Source organism: Aeromonas sp. Y311-2 (assembly GCF_027706025.1).
Taxonomy (GTDB): domain Bacteria; phylum Pseudomonadota; class Gammaproteobacteria; order Enterobacterales; family Aeromonadaceae; genus Aeromonas; species Aeromonas veronii.
On sequence record NZ_JAPDCL010000028.1, the window covers coordinates 1 to 17718 of the forward strand.

General features: G+C 57.7%; 15 protein-coding genes. 8 read left to right on the forward strand and 7 right to left on the reverse strand.

Going from position 1 to position 17718, the window contains the following annotated elements; genetic code table 11:
• Window positions 1–188 precede the first annotated feature (188 nt).
• Together OKC42_RS19790 and OKC42_RS19795 are read right to left on the reverse strand one after the other, a co-directional pair.
• Window positions 189–641 (reverse strand): NAD(+)--rifampin ADP-ribosyltransferase Arr-3, encoded by a 453-nt coding sequence (locus OKC42_RS19790; RefSeq protein WP_001749986.1) that lies wholly within the window; start codon window positions 639–641, stop codon window positions 189–191.
• A 96-nt stretch (window positions 642–737) separates the two neighbouring features.
• The gene (locus tag OKC42_RS19795; RefSeq protein ID WP_063840321.1) at window positions 738–1292 is read right to left on the reverse strand and encodes a fluoroquinolone-acetylating aminoglycoside 6'-N-acetyltransferase AAC(6')-Ib-cr5; all 555 of its coding nucleotides are present in this window, start codon (window positions 1290–1292) and stop codon (window positions 738–740) included.
• A gap of 291 nt (window positions 1293–1583) precedes the next feature.
• Between OKC42_RS19795 and intI1 the strand changes: the two genes are divergently transcribed.
• The 5 genes from intI1 (at window position 1584) to OKC42_RS19820 (ending at window position 5846) form a co-directional block, all read left to right on the forward strand.
• Window positions 1584–2597, forward strand: coding sequence for a class 1 integron integrase IntI1 (gene intI1 / locus OKC42_RS19800; RefSeq protein ID WP_000845048.1), 1014 nt, complete (start codon window positions 1584–1586; stop codon window positions 2595–2597).
• 635 nt (window positions 2598–3232) lie between these two features.
• Window positions 3233–3682, forward strand: coding sequence for a type VII toxin-antitoxin system MntA family adenylyltransferase antitoxin (mntA, locus tag OKC42_RS19805; RefSeq protein ID WP_160836704.1), 450 nt, complete (start codon window positions 3233–3235; stop codon window positions 3680–3682).
• Entirely contained in the window at window positions 3675–4103 is a 429-nt protein-coding gene (gene hepT, locus OKC42_RS19810; protein ID WP_270820712.1) for a type VII toxin-antitoxin system HepT family RNase toxin, read from the forward strand. Before mntA ends, hepT begins: the two co-directional genes overlap by 8 nt.
• Before the next feature lie 169 nt (window positions 4104–4272).
• The gene (locus OKC42_RS19815; protein WP_270820713.1) at window positions 4273–4527 is read left to right on the forward strand and encodes a helix-turn-helix domain-containing protein; all 255 of its coding nucleotides are present in this window, start codon (window positions 4273–4275) and stop codon (window positions 4525–4527) included.
• Window positions 4527–5846 (forward strand): type II toxin-antitoxin system HipA family toxin, encoded by a 1320-nt coding sequence (locus tag OKC42_RS19820; protein ID WP_270820714.1) that lies wholly within the window; start codon window positions 4527–4529, stop codon window positions 5844–5846. The genes OKC42_RS19815 and OKC42_RS19820 overlap by 1 nt, the downstream gene beginning before the upstream one ends.
• 423 nt (window positions 5847–6269) lie before the next feature.
• Here OKC42_RS19820 and fhuB read toward each other — a convergent pair whose 3' ends face one another.
• The 5 genes from fhuB to OKC42_RS19845 form a co-directional block, all read right to left on the reverse strand.
• Window positions 6270–8252, reverse strand: coding sequence for a Fe(3+)-hydroxamate ABC transporter permease FhuB (fhuB, locus tag OKC42_RS19825; protein WP_270820715.1), 1983 nt, complete (start codon window positions 8250–8252; stop codon window positions 6270–6272).
• Window positions 8249–9133, reverse strand: a complete 885-nt coding sequence (locus OKC42_RS19830) for an ABC transporter substrate-binding protein (RefSeq protein WP_270820751.1) — start codon at window positions 9131–9133, stop codon at window positions 8249–8251. Before OKC42_RS19830 ends, fhuB begins: the two co-directional genes overlap by 4 nt.
• A 35-nt stretch (window positions 9134–9168) precedes the next feature.
• On the reverse strand, window positions 9169–9933 hold the full coding sequence (locus OKC42_RS19835; RefSeq protein ID WP_270820716.1) for an ATP-binding cassette domain-containing protein: 765 nt from the start codon (window positions 9931–9933) through the stop codon (window positions 9169–9171).
• A 46-nt stretch (window positions 9934–9979) separates the two neighbouring features.
• Entirely contained in the window at window positions 9980–11626 is a 1647-nt protein-coding gene (locus OKC42_RS19840) for a multidrug ABC transporter permease/ATP-binding protein (RefSeq protein WP_236297242.1), read from the reverse strand.
• A 79-nt stretch (window positions 11627–11705) separates the two neighbouring features.
• Window positions 11706–13802 carry a TonB-dependent siderophore receptor gene (locus OKC42_RS19845; protein WP_270820719.1) on the reverse strand — a complete coding sequence of 699 codons (2097 nt, stop codon included), beginning with the start codon at window positions 13800–13802 and terminating at the stop codon, window positions 11706–11708.
• A gap of 396 nt (window positions 13803–14198) precedes the next feature.
• Between OKC42_RS19845 and mioC the strand changes: the two genes are divergently transcribed.
• The 3 genes from mioC to rsmG all read left to right on the forward strand — a co-directional run bounded on the left by mioC (window position 14199) and on the right by rsmG (window position 17694).
• Window positions 14199–14648 (forward strand): FMN-binding protein MioC, encoded by a 450-nt coding sequence (gene mioC / locus OKC42_RS19850; RefSeq protein WP_005355827.1) that lies wholly within the window; start codon window positions 14199–14201, stop codon window positions 14646–14648.
• 508 nt (window positions 14649–15156) lie between these two features.
• On the forward strand, window positions 15157–17046 hold the full coding sequence (gene mnmG, locus OKC42_RS19855) for a tRNA uridine-5-carboxymethylaminomethyl(34) synthesis enzyme MnmG (RefSeq protein WP_005357220.1): 1890 nt from the start codon (window positions 15157–15159) through the stop codon (window positions 17044–17046).
• A 21-nt stretch (window positions 17047–17067) separates the two neighbouring features.
• A complete protein-coding gene (gene rsmG / locus OKC42_RS19860; protein ID WP_005339331.1) occupies window positions 17068–17694 on the forward strand; it encodes a 16S rRNA (guanine(527)-N(7))-methyltransferase RsmG in 627 nt (208 codons plus the stop codon).
• Window positions 17695–17718 lie beyond the last annotated feature (24 nt).

Below are 17718 nucleotides of genomic sequence, written 5' to 3' on the forward strand. Positions count from 1 at the left end.
CACGCTTAAAAATAATAAAAGCAGACTTGACCTGATAGTTTGGCTGTGAGCAATTATGTGCTTAGTGCATCTAACGCCGCCATAAACGGCGACAGGGTGGCGCGCCTATTGCGCATAAAATGGCGAAGCCATGCGCAACAGGCGCGGAATCTCTGGCGTCCGGTTTGATGGCTTTGTTATGCAAAGGACTAGTCTTCAATGACGTGTAAACCACGGCGCTTTAAGTCCTCCAACGAATCCAACATTCCCCTTATTAATTCAACAGGATGCCCCTCCCAGTCTTCAACAACGCCAACAATTCTCAAGGGTTCGCAGGTTCTATAGGACTGTGTTGGATTACCGGGAAATCTTTTGTTCGTAAGATTCGGATCGTCTTCGAACGGTCCTGTTGGCTCAACTATGTATATGTAGCCGCGACCCTCGAGGCCAGACAGTGACATAGCAAGTTCAGCTCCCCAAACTGCTGGCTCCATCAAGGCTGAAAAGTAGATGTGCTTAAGAATACGACCGTCCTCGAAATGAGAGATGAACCCTGTGGTTAGCAAGTCACCAATCGCCAAATTGGCTTTGGTTCCATGATAGAACGGTCCTTGCACCTGCTTGTAATTATCATGAGAGATGGGAATCCAATCTTTTACCATTTTAAGACCCTTAATTGTTGGGATTTGGCTGCATAACGTTTGACATGAGGGGCGGCCAAGGGCGCCAGCCCTTGGACGTCCCCCTCGATGGAAGGGTTAGGCATCACTGCGTGTTCGCTCGAATGCCTGGCGTGTTTGAACCATGTACACGGCTGGACCATATGGGGTGGTTACGGTACCTTGCCTCTCAAACCCCGCTTTCTCGTAGCATCGGATCGCTCGCAAGTTGCTCGGCGACGGGTCCGTTTGGATCTTGGTGACCTCGGGATCATTGAACAGCAACTCAACCAGAGCTCGAACCAGCTTGGTTCCCAAGCCTTTGCCCAGTTGTGATGCATTCGCCAGTAACTGGTCTATTCCGCGTACTCCTGGATCGGTTTCTTCTTCCCACCTTCCGTCCCCGCTTCCAAGAGCAACGTACGACTGGGCATACCCAATCGGCTCTCCATTCAGCATTGCAATGTATGGAGTGACGGACTCTTGCGCTAAAACGCTTGGCAAGTACTGTTCCTGTACGTCAGCAAGTGTCGGGCGTGCTTCTTCTCCGCCCCACCACTCGACGATATGAGATCGATTTAGCCACTCATAGAGCATCGCAAGGTCATGCTCAGTCATGAGGCGCAGTGTGACGGAATCGTTGCTGTTGGTCACGATGCTGTACTTTGTGATGCCTAACTTTGTTTTTGCGTTGCTCATGATGTCTAACTCCCAATTTGTGTAGGGCTTATTATGCACGCTTAAAAATAATAAAAGCAGACTTGACCTGATAGTTTGGCTGTGAGCAATTATGTGCTTAGTGCATCTAACTTTGTTTTAGGGCGACTGCCCTGCTGCGTAACATCGTTGCTGCTCCATAACATCAAACATCGACCCACGGCGTAACGCGCTTGCTGCTTGGATGCCCGAGGCATAGACTGTACAAAAAAACAGTCATAACAAGCCATGAAAACCGCCACTGCGCCGTTACCACCGCTGCGTTCGGTCAAGGTTCTGGACCAGTTGCGTGAGCGCATACGCTACTTGCATTACAGCTTACGAACCGAACAGGCTTATGTCCACTGGGTTCGTGCCTTCATCCGTTTCCACGGTGTGCGTCACCCGGCAACCTTGGGCAGCAGCGAAGTCGAGGCATTTCTGTCCTGGCTGGCGAACGAGCGCAAGGTTTCGGTCTCCACGCATCGTCAGGCATTGGCGGCCTTGCTGTTCTTCTACGGCAAGGTGCTGTGCACGGATCTGCCCTGGCTTCAGGAGATCGGAAGACCTCGGCCGTCGCGGCGCTTGCCGGTGGTGCTGACCCCGGATGAAGTGGTTCGCATCCTCGGTTTTCTGGAAGGCGAGCATCGTTTGTTCGCCCAGCTTCTGTATGGAACGGGCATGCGGATCAGTGAGGGTTTGCAACTGCGGGTCAAGGATCTGGATTTCGATCACGGCACGATCATCGTGCGGGAGGGCAAGGGCTCCAAGGATCGGGCCTTGATGTTACCCGAGAGCTTGGCACCCAGCCTGCGCGAGCAGCTGTCGCGTGCACGGGCATGGTGGCTGAAGGACCAGGCCGAGGGCCGCAGCGGCGTTGCGCTTCCCGACGCCCTTGAGCGGAAGTATCCGCGCGCCGGGCATTCCTGGCCGTGGTTCTGGGTTTTTGCGCAGCACACGCATTCGACCGATCCACGGAGCGGTGTCGTGCGTCGCCATCACATGTATGACCAGACCTTTCAGCGCGCCTTCAAACGTGCCGTAGAACAAGCAGGCATCACGAAGCCCGCCACACCGCACACCCTCCGCCACTCGTTCGCGACGGCCTTGCTCCGCAGCGGTTACGACATTCGAACCGTGCAGGATCTGCTCGGCCATTCCGACGTCTCTACGACGATGATTTACACGCATGTGCTGAAAGTTGGCGGTGCCGGAGTGCGCTCACCGCTTGATGCGCTGCCGCCCCTCACTAGTGAGAGGTAGGGCAGCGCAAGTCAATCCTGGCGGATTCACTACCCCTGCGCGAAGGCCATCGGTGCCGCATCGAACGGCCGGTTGCGGAAAGTCCTCCCTGCGTCCGCTGATGGCCGGCAGCAGCCCGTCGTTGCCTGATGGATCCAACCCCTCCGCTGCTATAGTGCAGTCGGCTTCTGACGTTCAGTGCAGCCGTCTTCTGAAAACGACAGGTCTGTTTAAACTGGTTCTGAATTGTTGGTTCAATATAAGTGGTTTCAATATTGTTTTCGAGAGGATATTGAGTGGTTTTTATGGGGTATACCTTTTTAGAACCACCACATGACGATCGAAACACAACCTTTCGATAGCCTTTTGATCTGACAGCACAAACTTTAAGTGTGATCCGTCATCACAAAGTCGCTTTTGAGTTGTATTTGGGTATTTAAGCGACGTTGCTCACCATTCCTGATCTGCTGAATGGGATGCCAAAGGAGGAAATCTACAGAAGCTGGGCTTTGAGGTGAGTCATTTTTTCGACTCACCGAACAAGCCAGCAGCCAAGCGCAGCGCGGCAGGCTACTGGAAGTTACGTACAAAAGCCCAACCATGTGGCACCATACTAACCAGAACTCTGTCTCAAGCGACCAAATGGCCGTACCAATATGAAACCCGACAGCGATGTTATTCACCAGCTGATTACCCTAGCCAACAGCAACCCCCAGGTGCAGGTGCTTTGGCTTTACGGCTCCCGTGCCAAGGGGACTGCAGGTCCTGCCAGCGACTGGGATCTGGCGGTGGCCTTTGATCCAATCAAACAGAGTGGACCACTGGGTACTGCACTGGAAAACCGCTTGCGCCCTGAACTGCTCGCGCTGGAGTGGCAACGTGCCCTGGGATTGGCAGAGGGGAAACTTTCGGTCGTCGATATCAATCAGGCCCCGATTCCGTTGGCTTTTGCGGTAGTAGATGCAAATCGTCCTCTCTATAGCCGTGATGAGGGGCGGCGTTTGCAAGAGGAGGCGCGGATAATGTCGCAGATGGAACTTGGTTATCCCCATCGCCAAGCCTATATCAGCAAACATCATTCTGAGGAGTGGAGTAAAGATGAGTGATAACGCCTATATAGGAGCTTTACGTATCAGCCTGTCGCGCTATAAGGCCGAGCTGTCAGAGATACGGGCTATTCTGGCGCTGCGGGCGCTTTCCAATCTGGAGTACCGCGCAGCTGAGCGAACTCTACAAGTGTCTATCGAAGCGTGTATTGGCGTGGCAAAGCACTGGGCTAAAGCATTGGCAAGTCATACCCCACAGGATGCCTATCAGGCATTCGAAATCCTGGCCCAGCGTGGTGCGCTATCCCCCGACACCTTAATCGGCTGGCGCAAGATCATTGGCCTTCGCAATGCGCTAGTGCACGACTATCTGAATATCGACCCCGAGATCATCCGTAGCGTCATTGCTCAAGGCTATAGCGACCAGCTGTTCACGTTTGCAGAGCAAGGTCTCGACTGGTTGGCTGCCCATATTGATTGAAACTTCGACGTCATATCTCCGTTTACCGTTCTCTTACCCGCTATAGAGGATAAGTGCTAAATACCGCCTATAGCGTGTAAGTTATATTTACCTCCTACAACAGGTAAACATTGATATACCTGCCATAGCGTGTAAATTGGAAGAAGGCACGCTACCAGGTTGTCGAATCATGAAAGTAACCAGCGCCAAGCAGCTGAGCGCCTGTATCAAGGATGCCAGGCTTTCGCAAAAGCTCTCTCAAGGCAAAGTGGCCGAGAAAGTGGGGATTAGGCAAGACACAGTTTCCAACTTCGAGCTCAATCCTGAGTCCACCAAGCTGGAGACCCTGTTCAAAATCCTCGCAGCACTCGAATTGTCACTGGACATCAAACCCCGCAATGAGTCATCCGACAGTCCGGCATCGGGCTGGAAGGAGGAGTGGTAATGGCCAATCTGGCTGTCTACATGAACGGCTATCGGGTAGGCACATTCACCAAAACTACCAGCGGTGCCCATCAGTTTCAGTACCATGAATCATGGCTAGCACAATCGGGCAGCCGTCCGATCTCACTCTCCATGCCATTGCGCCATCAGGCCTACCGGGGTGATGAAGCCTATAACTTCTTCGACAACCTGCTGCCAGATAATACAGAGGTGAGGAACAGGGTTGTAGCACGCTATCAAGCGGCATCAACCCAGCCCTTCGATCTGCTCAGTTGCATTGGCCAGGATAGCGTAGGGGCATTACAGCTGGTTACCGAAGGGCACGACGTTCCAGATGTCAGGCGAATCGACTACAAGGCACTTTCCGATGACGAGCTCGAGCAGATCCTGACCAGCTACAAATCAGGAATCCCTTTGGGGATGGTCAGGGAGCAAGAGGAGTTCAGGATCTCTATCGCCGGGGCGCAAGAAAAGACTGCGCTGCTCTATCTCGATGGCCGTTGGTACTTGCCACTCAACGCAACGCCGACAACCCACATTATCAAACTCCCTATCGGCAAGATTGAAAGCCACTCCTACTCGATAGACCTCTCCCAGAGCGTAGAAAACGAATATCTCTGCACTCTGATTGCCAGGGAGTTTGGTCTACCCGTACCTCACTGCTTCATGATGCAGGTTGGCCAGGTCAAAGCACTGGCTGTGGAACGCTTCGACAGACGTTACGCTGCCGATCGCAGTTGGATCATGCGCCTTCCCCAAGAAGATTTCTGTCAGGTATTGAATGTTCCGTCAGCACGGAAATACGAGAGCCATGGAGGACCAGGGATCACTGACATCATGAAAACCTTGCTGGGCTCTGCGACACCAGAACAGGATCGCTACCTGTTCATGAAATCTCAGGTCCTGTTCTGGCTGCTGGCGGCCACCGATGGCCATGCAAAGAACTTCTCGGTCTTTATTGAACCGGAAGGGCGTTTTCGCCTGACCCCTTTTTACGACATCCTATCTGTCTATCCAGTGTTTGGCGGCCGAGGCCTCAACCGAAGGGACGCCAAGCTCGCTATGGGCCTAGCAAGCAGCAAGGGAAAGAAATACGCCATTGAGCAGATATTCCCGCGTCATTTCTTCCAAACGGCGAAAGCTGTGGGATTTGAGCGTTCTGCTATGGAAGAGATCCTGACAGAACTGGCCAACTCCGTTGATGATGTTATTGAGCGTGTTACACAGCAATTGCCAGCGGGCTTCCCCGATGCCATCAGCAGCACCATTCTAGAGGGCCTAAAAGCCCGCTCAGCCAGGCTGATAAAGGGCTGGGATTAAATTGGCGGTATGTGGGATGATTGCACGGTTAGCCTAACCACCTATGGGAAGTTTGCACGGTTCGAAGAGTAAAAGCGGCTTTCCAGGCACCGGACGGTGCTATGGTCGGTGCAAAATATGTTCAAAACTCACCTAAAAAGCGGTTTTGAATGCGTGTAGTAGCATCGCGTTGATTCATGTGGGAAGGCTGCACGATCGAGAATAGACTATGTGGGAACGCTGCACGATAGCAGAAACCCGTGAGCGGCCTCTCAATATGCTGTTTTAGTTACCTTTACCCCAAGCTGCCCCCGAAAAGTCACTAACATATTGAAGATAATAGATTATTTACATTCTGCATCGGCAAGTAACTCTCCGCACAGCAGGCAACAAAAAGCCCGGGTTCATCCCGGGCTTTTTGTTGTGCGTTTTTTGTCCGCAAACCTAGAGGCGACGCAGGCACCACATGAAGTAAGCGCCCCCTAACAAGGTGGAGACCAGCCCGACCGGCACCTCCAGCGGGAAGAGGATCTGCTGGCCGACCCAGTCCGCCGACACCATCAACAGGGCGCCGGAAGCGGCGGCCCCAAGCAGGTGCCAGCGAGCCCGCACCAGCCCCATCAGCTTGGCCATATGCGGTGCCAACAGACCGACGAACGAGAGCGGCCCCACCACCAGGGTGGCACTGGCGGTGAGCACGGCCACCAGCAGCAGGATGGCAAGCTGGGCACGGTTGAGGCGAATACCGAGTGCAGTGGCTACCGCCGCCCCCATCGGCAGCAGATCGAGCCAGCGGCTCACCAGCAGGCAGGCGGCCAGCATCAACAGCGCCAGCCCCACCAGCCCATAGGCCACCGGCAGGGTGACGTAATAGGTGGAGCCGGACATCCAGGAGAGCAGTTGCTGCACCCGCAGGTCGCCGTTGGCCAGCGCGATGGCCTGCAGCGGCTCAAACAACGCTGTGATGGCGATACCTGAGAGCAAGATCCGCTCCGGCTGGAAGCCGTGCTTGCGATTGACCAGCACCAGCAGCAAGAGACAAGCGAAGGCACCGAGCAGGCCACCGATCAGCATCAGCGGCAGGGGCAATGCAGGCAGCAACAACGCCGTCGCTATCACCCCCATAAAGGTGCCGCCGCTCACCCCCAGCAGCTCCGGGCTCGCCATAGGATTGTTGCTGACCCGCTGCAACAGGGTGCCCGCCAGCGCCAGCAGCACGCCAGCCGCCCCCGCCGCCAGAGTGCGCGGCAACCGCCACTCCAGCTGGGCCTGCCAGCGGAGCCAGCTCGGCCAGCTCCAGCCCGTCATTCCCTGTCCAACCAGCAGGGAGGCGACCATGGCCAGCAGCAGCCCGACCAGCAACAGGCCGACAAGGCGAGCCGGTGCCGGATGGCGAGCCACCAGCAGGCTGGCGTTTGCCTTTGGCGTACCCGACTTGATGCCAAGGCGCGGGATCAGCCAGAGCAGCAGCGGAGCCCCCAGCATGGCTGTCATGGCGCCAGTGGGGATCAAGACTGGCCAGAAGCGGCTCAGACTCTGCAGCAGCAGATCGGTCGCCGCCAGCAGCAGGGCGCCGAGGATCGGTGCCCACAACAACCGCTGGCCAAGCTGGCGGATCCCGAGCAGCCGCACCATGGCGGGCGCTGCCAGCCCGATAAAGCCGATCAGCCCCACCACGCTCACCACGCAAGCGGTGACAAACACCGCCAGCCCAAGTCCGGCAAAACGCAGATGCTGCAGGGAGACCCCCAGACTGCGGGCGCTGGCATCATCCAGCTCCAGCACCGCCAGCGGGCGCACCAGTACTGCGGCCAGCAAAGCGGCTGCAAGCAGGCGGGGCAACAGATAACTCACCCCGCTCCAGCTGTTCTGCACTAGCGAGCCACTACCCCACACCAGCAAGCCTTTCAGCTCCTCCTGAAAGAACAGCAAGAGCCCCATGCTGATGGCCGCCAGATAGAGGTTGATCACCAGCCCGGCAAAGACGATGACCACCGGATTGAGCTGACGACGCCAGGCCAGGGCAAACACCAGTGCCATCGCGAGGCTGCCGCCGGCCATGGCGATCCACTCCCGCCCCAGCAGCAACCAGGAGGGGGCAAACAGGGTCACCATCATCAACGCCAGTTGGGCACCGGAGGCTACCCCCAAGGTGGTCGGTGACGCGAGCGGGTTGCGCAGCACCTGCTGCATCAGGGTGCCCGCCAGCCCGAGCGCCGCCCCGGCCAACAGGGTGACAGCCAAGCGGGGTAGCCAGCTGAAATGCACCACCGCTTGGCTGACATCATCCAGATTGGGGGCGAAGAGGCTCTGCCACCAGAGCGCACCGGGCAGCTGGCGAGCCAGCTCCCAATACGCGAGCGAGAGGGTCAACCCCAGCAGGATCGAGACCGGCCGCAGCAGCGGCGATGTGAGCAGTCGCTTCATCGGCTCGCCTCCATACGCTCGGCATCTTGCAACAATGCATCACTGAGCTGACCGGCGAAACGGCGGGCGGCCAATACGCCACCAAAACTCCAGACCGCAGGCAGATGCAGCACGGGGGCTTGGCGTACCAGCGGCAGATGCTGCCACAGCCCAGGCTCCTGCAGCCGTTCGCTCACCCCGACCGGAATGGGATCGACCACCACCAGCCGCGCGGTTGGCAAGGTCATAAACTGCTCGATGCTGACCACCGAGAAACCCCAGTCATTGGTCTGCTCCTGCCAGCCATTACGCAGGCCGAGCCGCGTCATCACCGCATCGAACAGGCTGTGGCGACCAAACACCCGCACATGGCGCTCATCGATAAACTGCACCACCAGCAGGGGCGGCAGATCCGCAGGCAATCTGGCCTGCATGCTGGCGAGATCCCGATCCAGCTCGGCCAGCAGCCGTTTGCCCTCGGCGGTTTTGCCCACCATACGGGCGAGAGTCAGGGTCACCTCGTGCAACCGCTGCCACAGATCGGTTTGCCCATCATAGAGGGCAATGGTGCTCACCGGTGCAATACGGGAAAGAGTTGGCGCCAGCGGGGCCGCCAGCGGCGAGATGAGGATGCGATCGGGTTTGAGCTCCGCCAGCAGCTCACGGTTGGGCTGGGTACGCAGGCCGATATCCACCACTCCGGCAGGTAGCCGTGGCTCGCCGACCCAGGCCTGATAGGGACCAGCATCCCCCACCGCCAGCGGAGTCACCCCGAGTGCCAGCAGGGTCTCGGCTATGGTCCAGTCGACGGTGGCGATACGGGGTAGCGGTGCAGAGGCGATCGGGGATGTTTCGGCCTGCGCCGCAAGTGGCAGCAGCAGGCTAATAAGGCAGGGTGCCATCTTCTTCAATAAACGGTTCAAGAGAGCCCCCCCGGTCAGACGATGGCGATGGGATGAGCATGAGCCGGGTGGCGAATGACCTCCATCGGAATACCATAGATGGCGTGCAGAGTCTCACTGGTCATGAGCCCCTCAGGTTCGCCGTGGGTGAGCAGGCGGCCGGAGTGGAGCGCCACCAGCCGATCGCAGAAGCGGGAGGCCATATTGATGTCGTGAATGACGATGATGACCCCAAGGTTTAGCTGACGGCTCAACTGCTTGACGAGCGTCAGCACCTCCACCTGATGGGCCACATCCAGCGCGGCCAGCGGCTCGTCCAGCAAGATGAAGCGGCTCTCCTGGGCCAGCAGCATCGCCAGCCAGACCCGCCCCCGCTCGCCGCCGGAGAGGGTATCCACCAGCCGATCGGCAAAGCGTTCGGTATGGGTAAGGGCGATGGCCCGCTCGACCTGACGGTGATCCTCCGCCCCCATCCGGCCCAGCAGGCCGCGCCAGGGGTAGCGGCCCATCTCCACCAGCTCCCGCCCGAGCAGATTCTCGGCGCTCGGCAGATGCTGGGGCAGATAGGCCACCTGACGGGCAAACTCCCGGTTGCCCCAGTCGGGTAGCGGCTTGCCATCGAACAGGATCTCGCCGTCGCTGAGGGGTTGCTGGCGTGCCAGCAGCTTGAGCAGGGTCGATTTGCCCGACCCATTGTGGCCGATGAGGCCATAGACCTGTCCCTGCTCGAAACGCAGGTCGGTGGGGTGCAGCAGCGTGCGGTCATTGACCGTGAAGCAGGCTGATTTCATCTCGAACATAAGCAATTCCTGTGCTGGCTTGCCGCCAGTCTCATCGGTGCCGGTATCAAACCGGCACCTCGCAATCCAGATGGGCGATCGCATCGCGGCTCACTGCGGCACGGCGCACGCCGGTCAGTTCGGTGAGCTGGCCCTGACGCATCTCCAGCAGGCGATCGGCCAGCGGGAAGTAGTGATCGTCGTGACTGATGGCAATCACCGTCTTGCCCATCTCCTTGAGGCGCGGCAACAGCACCTGATAGAAGATGCGGCGGAACTGGGGATCCTGATCTGCGGCCCACTCGTCAAACAGCATAACCTCGCGCTGCTCGGCCAGCGCCAGCAGCAGGGCGACCCGCTTGCGCTGCCCTTGAGAGAGATCGATATCGGCGATAAAGCCATCCTCGATGGTGAGCTTGCTGCCCATCTGCAACCGCTCCAGCCACTCGGCCACCAGCTCATCCTTGGGTTCCGGCCCCAGCAGGTGCTGGAACAGGTGATAGTCGGTGAAGATGGCGGAGAAGAGCGCCAGATAGCCGTTGCGATCGGTGACGGGTTCACCATCCAACAGGATGCGGCCCGATACCGGCTGGTAAAGGCCGGTCAACAGCATGGCCAGCGTCGACTTGCCGGATCCATTGCCACCGATGATGAAGATCTGCTCCCCCTTTTCGATGACAAGATCAATGGGGCCAACGGCAAAGCCGCCCTCCCCCTGATAGTGAAAGCTCACCTGCTCCAGCTCGATACGCTGCCAGGGGCGGATGGCGGGCGGCAGCGGGAAGTCCGCATCCGGCTCGGCCAGATTGAGGGCGGCGATCTTGTCGAACGCCACCTGAGCGGCAAGCAGGGTCGGCAGGGCGCCAATCCCCTGCAACAGCGGGGTGCGCAGGAACAGCAGGGTCAGCGCGAAGGTGGCGGCCACATTGGTGTTGGCCCAGCCAAGGCCGTTGGCCAGAAAGAAGACCAGACCGATCGCCCCCAGCATCATGATATTTGACCAGTTCACCGCGCTCAGGTGATAGGTGTCGGCGCGAATGATCTGCTGGCGGTAGTCACGGGCATTTTGCTCATAGAGCTGGTGGTAAACGAAGTGAGCCCGCTCGCGGTTGAGCGCCAGCTCCTTGCTGCCCGCGATGATGGCCTGATAGTTCTGATAGAGCCGATCTTCGGCCTGACGCATGTGGGAGAGATGGCGATAAACACGGTTCACCAGCAACCAGCCCACCACCATGGTGACGGTGACCCAGAGCGCGGTCACCCCGAGCAACGCAGGAGAGAGCCAGCCGAGATAGAAGGCAGAACCCAGCGTGAGCACCAGCCCCTGCACCAGCTCAGGCAGGCGCACGAAGGCAATGGTGATCTGGCCGATATCGCTGGAGAGGGAGGCCAGCAGTGGCCCCTGACCAATCTGGCGGATGCGGGCGACATCGGTATCCAGCAGTTGCTTGAGCAGACGGCCGCGCAACCGGTAGACAAAATGGTGACCGAGAGTGGTCAGGGCCAGCTGAGATCCGAGTGTGATCACCAGCAGCAGCACAATCAGGCCGACCAGCTGACCGAGGATCGGCAGCGGATCACCTATAGATTCGATAAGAGACTGATTAATAAAAGCAATGACGCCAATCCCGCTGACGGCACTGAGCAGACTGAGCAGGGTAATGGCGATAAAAGGCCAACGATATTGACGATAAACCAGAGACAAAAGTTCCATAACGGACCGGTATTCCAGAGAGATCAGAACAACTGCGGGTGAAAAGAAGGGCGGGAATCCGGTTCCCGCCCGACTTCGATTACCAGCGGTAGTTGATGCTGCCCACTACGCTGCGCGGCTCGCCGTAGTAGCAGTAGTAGTCACAACTGGCCACGTAGGTTTCACCCAGCAGGTTGTTGACGTTGAGCTGGGCACGCCAGTTCTTGGCAAAGTCATACCCGATCATCGCATCCCAGACGGTATGGGCCGGCACCTCGGCAGAGCCGTAGATGGGGGTATAGTCCGCATTCACGGCGCCAATACCCACGCTGGAACCGATATAACGCACACCGCTCCCCAGCTCCAGACCCGAAGCCACCCCTTGCTGCACCTTGTAGTTACCCCAGAAGGAGGCCTGGTGGCGCGGGATCAGGCTGGCACGGCGATCGCCACTGCCGGTGTCGTTGGTTTTGGCATCGGTGTAGGTATAAGCAGCGGTCAGACGCAGTGCATCGGTCACCTGCACGCTCCCTTCCAGCTCAACCCCCTGAGAGGTCACTTCACCCGCCTGGGTCTGCTGGCCGGAACCGGTAGAGACCAGCGAGTTGGTCTGGGCCAAATCGAACAGCGCCAGATTGATGTAACCGTCGAGGAAGGCAGGCGCATACTTCATGCCGGTCTCGTAGAGCTTGCCCTTGAGCGGCTTGTAGGAGTTTCGGGTGTTAGGATCGATCCCCGGCAGCACCTCGAACGACTCGGCATAGGCAAAGTAGGGAGAGAGGCCGTTGTCAGCCAGATACATCAGGCTGCCCGAGAGGGATAGCTCGTGATCGTACTGGCGCTCGTCCTTGCTGGTATTGGTGTTGTGGGTCTCCACATAGTCAAAACGGCCACCGGCAGTCAGCAACCAGCGATCGTCCCAGCGGATCTGGTGCTGGGCATAGAGGCCGCTCTGGCCCTTGCTGCTCTTCTGGTGAGTAGCGGTCGATTCGTCAAAACCGGGGAAGCCGCTGTAATCCGGGTTCATGGTATTGATGGAGCCCATACCGTAGTTGTCGGCCTCGACCCCTTCATTGACATGACGCTGCAGATCAACCCCCAGCAACAAGGTCTGCTCGGTGCTGTCGGTGTTCCAGTAGCCCACCATCTGGTTGTCCATGGTGGCACTCTTGGTATTGCCATCGCGGTAAACCAGGCCACGACTGGCGGTTGTGCCTTCATAGGTCGGGAAGATATAGGTCTGGCGCAGCAGCAGATCGTTATAGTTGAAGCGGACGTTCTGCTTGAACTCCCAAGTCTGGTTGAGCTGGTGGGCCAGCTCATAACCGGTGGAGATCTGGGTATTGCGGTTGCGATCGTAATCCGGCTGACTCAGGTTGGTGGAGGGATCAATCTGGCCACCTGACGTATTCAGGGTGCCATAGACCGGGAAGAAGCCGTTGGTCGGGACCCCTTCGTCGTGCAGGAAGCTGGCCAGCAGGGTCAGGCTGGTACGATCCGAAAGATCGAAGGTAACGCTCGGCGCCAGATAAACGCGATCGTTGTAGGTGCCGGTAAGCACACCATCACGCTCTTTATAAAGAGCAACCATGCGGTAGCGGCTGTTGTCGGAGAGCGCGTCAGAGACATCTACCCCGACCTGACGATGATCCCGGCTGCCAAGCTGCAGATCTACCTGCCCTTGCGGCGTGGCGGTCGGTCGCTTACTGATTGCATTGATCACCCCACCCGGAGGCGCCTCACCGTAAAGGATCGAGGCTGGCCCCTTCAGCACCTCCACACTCTCCAGACCGAACGGTTCCGGCGTCCAGACGTAGTAGCCGGTGCCAAACAAGCGGTTGCCATCCAGATAAGAGGCTGCATCGAAGCCACGCACCTTGAACCAGTCGGTGTTGTTGTCGGAACCATAGAGACCGGTCAATACGCCGGAACGGTAGCGAATCGCTTCATCCAGCTGCAACACGGCGTGCAGATCCAGTTCCTCGCGATTAACCACGGAGACGGCGCGAGGGGTCTCGGCCATCGGCACTTCCACCTTCATGGCCGTACCGGTCACCACCATGGTTTCGCTGGCTTTGGGCAGCTCAGCGGTGGTTTGTTCGGCCATCAGCGGCAGGGAGACGAGCAAACCGGAGAGCGAAAGCACGCCGAAGGCGCCCTTCTTGCCGGGTCCTGTAGTGTATTTTTGCGCAATCATATTAAAGTCTCGTTTATCAATGAGTTATGTTGTTTTAATTGTTATTTGTGGTCGTTTGTCACGACATCACCCTGTTCCATGGGCGAATAAAGCAGCGCAATCCTACTACAGGAGCCGTGATCGAATCGATTCAATAATTGCTAATCATTTGCATCTACATTGTTATCTAGCTGCATCATTGGCAGGATCTCGCAGGGGATGGGAGTCATCAGGAGAGCCATGAGCGGAGAAGAAAATGGAGAGGAATATAAAGAAGCAGAAAAAAGATCGGCAGGATGGATCCGGCTGCATTATCTGACTGGATCCATTATCCCCAAGCTTTATCCATATTTATCCACACCCTTTGGCGGTAGAATCCGGCTTTCCGTTTCTTTGTCTGAAATCAGGATCCATTCCATGGCCAAACTCAATCTCGTCGTCGGCTCCATGCTGGGCGCCGCCGAATATGTCGCAGACCACGTCGCCAACCTGCTGGAACAGGCTGGCCACCAGACCCGGATCCACAACCCGGCCAAGCTGGCAGAGGTGCTGGATGATGCGGGATCCATCCTGCTGGTGGTCACTTCCACCCATGGTGCCGGGGATGTGCCCGACAACCTGCAACCCTTCTCCAAGGATCTTGCCGAGCAGCATCCGGATCTTAATTCATTGAAATATGGCGTGATCGCCCTTGGCGACAGCAGTTATGACACCTTTTGCCAGGGTGGCAAGACGCTGGATCGCCTGCTGGCCGAGTGCGGTGCCAGCCGGATCGGCGAGCGGCTCGACATCGATGTGACCCAACACGAGATCCCCGAAGATGCCGCAGAAGTGTGGATCCGCGACTGGATGACGATGATCGCCTGATCAGCGTGCGGGAGATCCTGAAAAAAAGCTTGATCTCCCCACTTATCCCCAGATCGACTATCCACCATGTTATTAACAGATTGATCCGGGGGAGTTGTTCTACAAGGTTACCCACAACGCCCAGGGGTAATGTGCATAACTACGGTGTAAAGCTCTGCAAAACCTATAGTTATCCATGTATTAGATCCAGACCGACAGACCTCTGTGTATAAAAGTCCTGGTTATCCCCTCGTTCACCGGGCCTGGATCCAAGCTTTTCCACAAGCTAGGATCGTCCTTAAATTAATGATCTTTATGATCAAAAAGTGCTTATCAACAGAAAGGGCGGATCCTAATAAGAGATCCAGTAAAAGATCGATCTAAAGATCCTTAAGATCTAATTAGTGGATCCTCCCTTCATACTGAACGTTAAGTAGACGTTCCCCTCAGGACGCGAAACAGATAGAATGTTCCGCCCTTTAGCCCAGGCAAATAAAGATCTTCAGGCGTGCAGATCAAGGTGATCCCAATGCAATACCATGAACAATTTGATGTGATCGTCGTCGGTGGCGGTCATGCCGGAACCGAAGCAGCAACAGCGGCAGCCCGTATGGGCATGAACACCCTGTTGCTGACCCACAATATCGATACGCTGGGACACATGTCCTGTAATCCGGCGATCGGCGGGATCGGCAAGGGACACCTGGTCAGGGAAGTTGACGCACTCGGCGGGATCATGGCGCGTGCCATCGATCTTGGCGGGATCCAGTTCCGCACCCTCAACTCCTCCAAGGGCCCGGCAGTGCGAGCCACTCGTGCCCAGGCGGATCGCCTGCTCTACAAGGCCGTCGTTCGCCAGATGCTGGAGAACTACCCGAACCTGAAGATCTTCCAGCAGGCCTGTGACGATCTGATCATGGACGGGGATCGTGTTGCCGGTGTGGTCACCCAGAGCGGGATCCGCATCAGTGGCAAGACAGTGGTGCTGACGGTCGGTACCTTCCTGAATGGTTTGATCCACATCGGGATGGAAAACTACAAGGGCGGCCGTGCCGGGGATCCTCCCTCGATCGCATTGGCCCAACGCTTGCGTGAACTGCCGCTGCGTATCGATCGTCTCAAGACGGGCACCCCGCCGCGCATCGATGCCCGCAGCGTCGATTTCTCCGTCATGCAGGAACAGCACGGCGACGATCCGCGCCCCGTCTTCTCGTTTATCGGCAATGCCAGCCAGCATCCCCGTCAGGTGCCTTGCTACGTCACCCACACCAACGAGCGTACCCACGAGGTGATCCGCAATAACCTGGATCGCAGCCCCATGTACGCCGGTGTGATCGAAGGGATCGGCCCGCGCTACTGCCCGTCGATCGAAGACAAGATCACCCGTTTCGCCGACAAGACGGCGCACCAGATCTTCGTCGAGCCGGAAGGCCTGACCACCCACGAACTCTATCCGAACGGGATCTCCACCAGCCTGCCGTTTGACGTGCAGGTGCAGATCGTCCGTTCCGTGCGTGGCTTCGAGAACGCCCACATCACCCGCCCCGGCTATGCCATCGAATATGATTTCTTCGATCCGCGGGATCTCAAGGCCAACATGGAGAGCAAGTGCATTCCAAACCTGTTCTTCGCCGGCCAGATCAACGGCACGACCGGTTACGAAGAGGCGGCGGCACAAGGCCTGATGGCCGGTCTGAACGCGGCCCTGCGTGCCCAGGACAAGGATCCCTGGAACCCTCGTCGGGATCAGGCCTACATGGGCGTGATGATGGACGATCTCTCCACCCTGGGGACACGCGAGCCTTACCGCATGTTCACCAGCCGCGCCGAATACCGCCTGCTGCTGCGGGAAGACAACGCCGATATCCGCCTGACTGCCATCGGTCGCGAGCTGGGTCTGGTGGATGACGAGCGCTGGAGCAAATTCAACGCCAAGATGGAACAGGTCGAGCTGGAGCGTCAGCGCATGCGTTCAACCTGGATCCACCCGCAACACCCGTCACTGGAAGCGGTCAACGCCCTGGTCAACACCCCGCTGACCCGCGAACAGAGTCTGGAAGAACTGCTGCGTCGCCCCGAGGTGACCTATGATGCGCTGATGGCCATCGAAGGGGTCGGCCCTTCCGTGACTGATCCTGCCGCGGCCGAACAGGTTGAGATCCAGATCAAGTACGCCGGTTACATCGAGCGTCAGCACGATGAGGTGGAAAAGCAGCTGCGCAACGAGAACACCCTGCTGCCGCTGGATCTGGATTATCGCGAGGTGAACGGCCTCTCCAACGAGGTGAAAGCCAAGCTGAACGATGCCAAGCCGCAGACCATTGGTCAGGCTTCCCGCATCTCCGGTATCACCCCGGCGGCCATCTCCATCCTGCTGGTTCACCTGAAAAAACACGGCCTGCTGCGTAAAACCGCCTGAGGATTCTTACCGTTGGAAAATATGCTGGAAAGATTGAACGGCCTGCTCAAGCAGGCCGAAATTGTTATCACCGATACCCAAAAGAGCCAACTGGTGCAGTTGGTCGAGTTGCTGCACAAGTGGAACAAGGCTTACAATCTCACCTCGGTGCGAGATCCGGACGCCATGCTGGTCAAGCATATCCTCGATAGCCTGGTGGTAAGCCCCCACTTGCACGGTGAGCGCTTCATCGACGTGGGGACAGGTCCCGGCCTGCCGGGATTGCCGCTGGCGATCATCAATCCGGACAAGCAGTTCGTCCTGCTTGACAGTCTGGGCAAGCGGATCAACTTCATCCGTCAGGTGATCCAGGAGCTGGGTCTGACCAATGTGACGCCGGTCAAATCCCGGGTTGAAGAGTATCAACCCGAGGTGGGATTTGATGGTGTACTGAGTCGGGCATTTGCCTCGCTGGAGGACATGCTGAGCTGGTGTCACCACCTGCCGTCAGAACAGGGCTGCTTCCTGGCGCTCAAGGGACAATATCCCGAGCAGGAGCTGGCCCAGTTGCCTGCCAATATCCGTCTGGTAGCCTGTCATGAGTTGCGGGTGCCGGAGCTGGAAGGCGAACGTCATCTGCTGGAATTCAAACATATCCAGCCCGAATAGGGTCGCAGTTTCATTTAGGGGATC

Excerpts from the sequence above, each read along its gene's own strand:
- OKC42_RS19790 (WP_001749986.1), bottom strand. The coding sequence starts at position 641 with ATGGTAAAAGATTGGATTCCCATCTCTCATGATAATTACAAGCAGGTG.
- mioC (WP_005355827.1), top strand. The coding sequence starts at position 14,199 with ATGGCCAAACTCAATCTCGTCGTCGGCTCCATGCTGGGCGCCGCCGAA.
- mntA (WP_160836704.1), top strand. The coding sequence starts at position 3,233 with ATGAAACCCGACAGCGATGTTATTCACCAGCTGATTACCCTAGCCAAC.
- OKC42_RS19815 (WP_270820713.1), top strand. The coding sequence starts at position 4,273 with ATGAAAGTAACCAGCGCCAAGCAGCTGAGCGCCTGTATCAAGGATGCC.
- hepT (WP_270820712.1), top strand. The coding sequence starts at position 3,675 with ATGAGTGATAACGCCTATATAGGAGCTTTACGTATCAGCCTGTCGCGC.
- rsmG (WP_005339331.1), top strand. The coding sequence starts at position 17,068 with ATGCTGGAAAGATTGAACGGCCTGCTCAAGCAGGCCGAAATTGTTATC.
- fhuB (WP_270820715.1), bottom strand. The coding sequence starts at position 8,252 with ATGAAGCGACTGCTCACATCGCCGCTGCTGCGGCCGGTCTCGATCCTG.
- OKC42_RS19830 (WP_270820751.1), bottom strand. The coding sequence starts at position 9,133 with ATGGCACCCTGCCTTATTAGCCTGCTGCTGCCACTTGCGGCGCAGGCC.
- OKC42_RS19840 (WP_236297242.1), bottom strand. The coding sequence starts at position 11,626 with ATGGAACTTTTGTCTCTGGTTTATCGTCAATATCGTTGGCCTTTTATC.
- OKC42_RS19835 (WP_270820716.1), bottom strand. The coding sequence starts at position 9,933 with ATGTTCGAGATGAAATCAGCCTGCTTCACGGTCAATGACCGCACGCTG.
- mnmG (WP_005357220.1), top strand. The coding sequence starts at position 15,157 with ATGCAATACCATGAACAATTTGATGTGATCGTCGTCGGTGGCGGTCAT.
- intI1 (WP_000845048.1), top strand. The coding sequence starts at position 1,584 with ATGAAAACCGCCACTGCGCCGTTACCACCGCTGCGTTCGGTCAAGGTT.
- OKC42_RS19845 (WP_270820719.1), bottom strand. The coding sequence starts at position 13,802 with ATGATTGCGCAAAAATACACTACAGGACCCGGCAAGAAGGGCGCCTTC.
- OKC42_RS19820 (WP_270820714.1), top strand. The coding sequence starts at position 4,527 with ATGGCCAATCTGGCTGTCTACATGAACGGCTATCGGGTAGGCACATTC.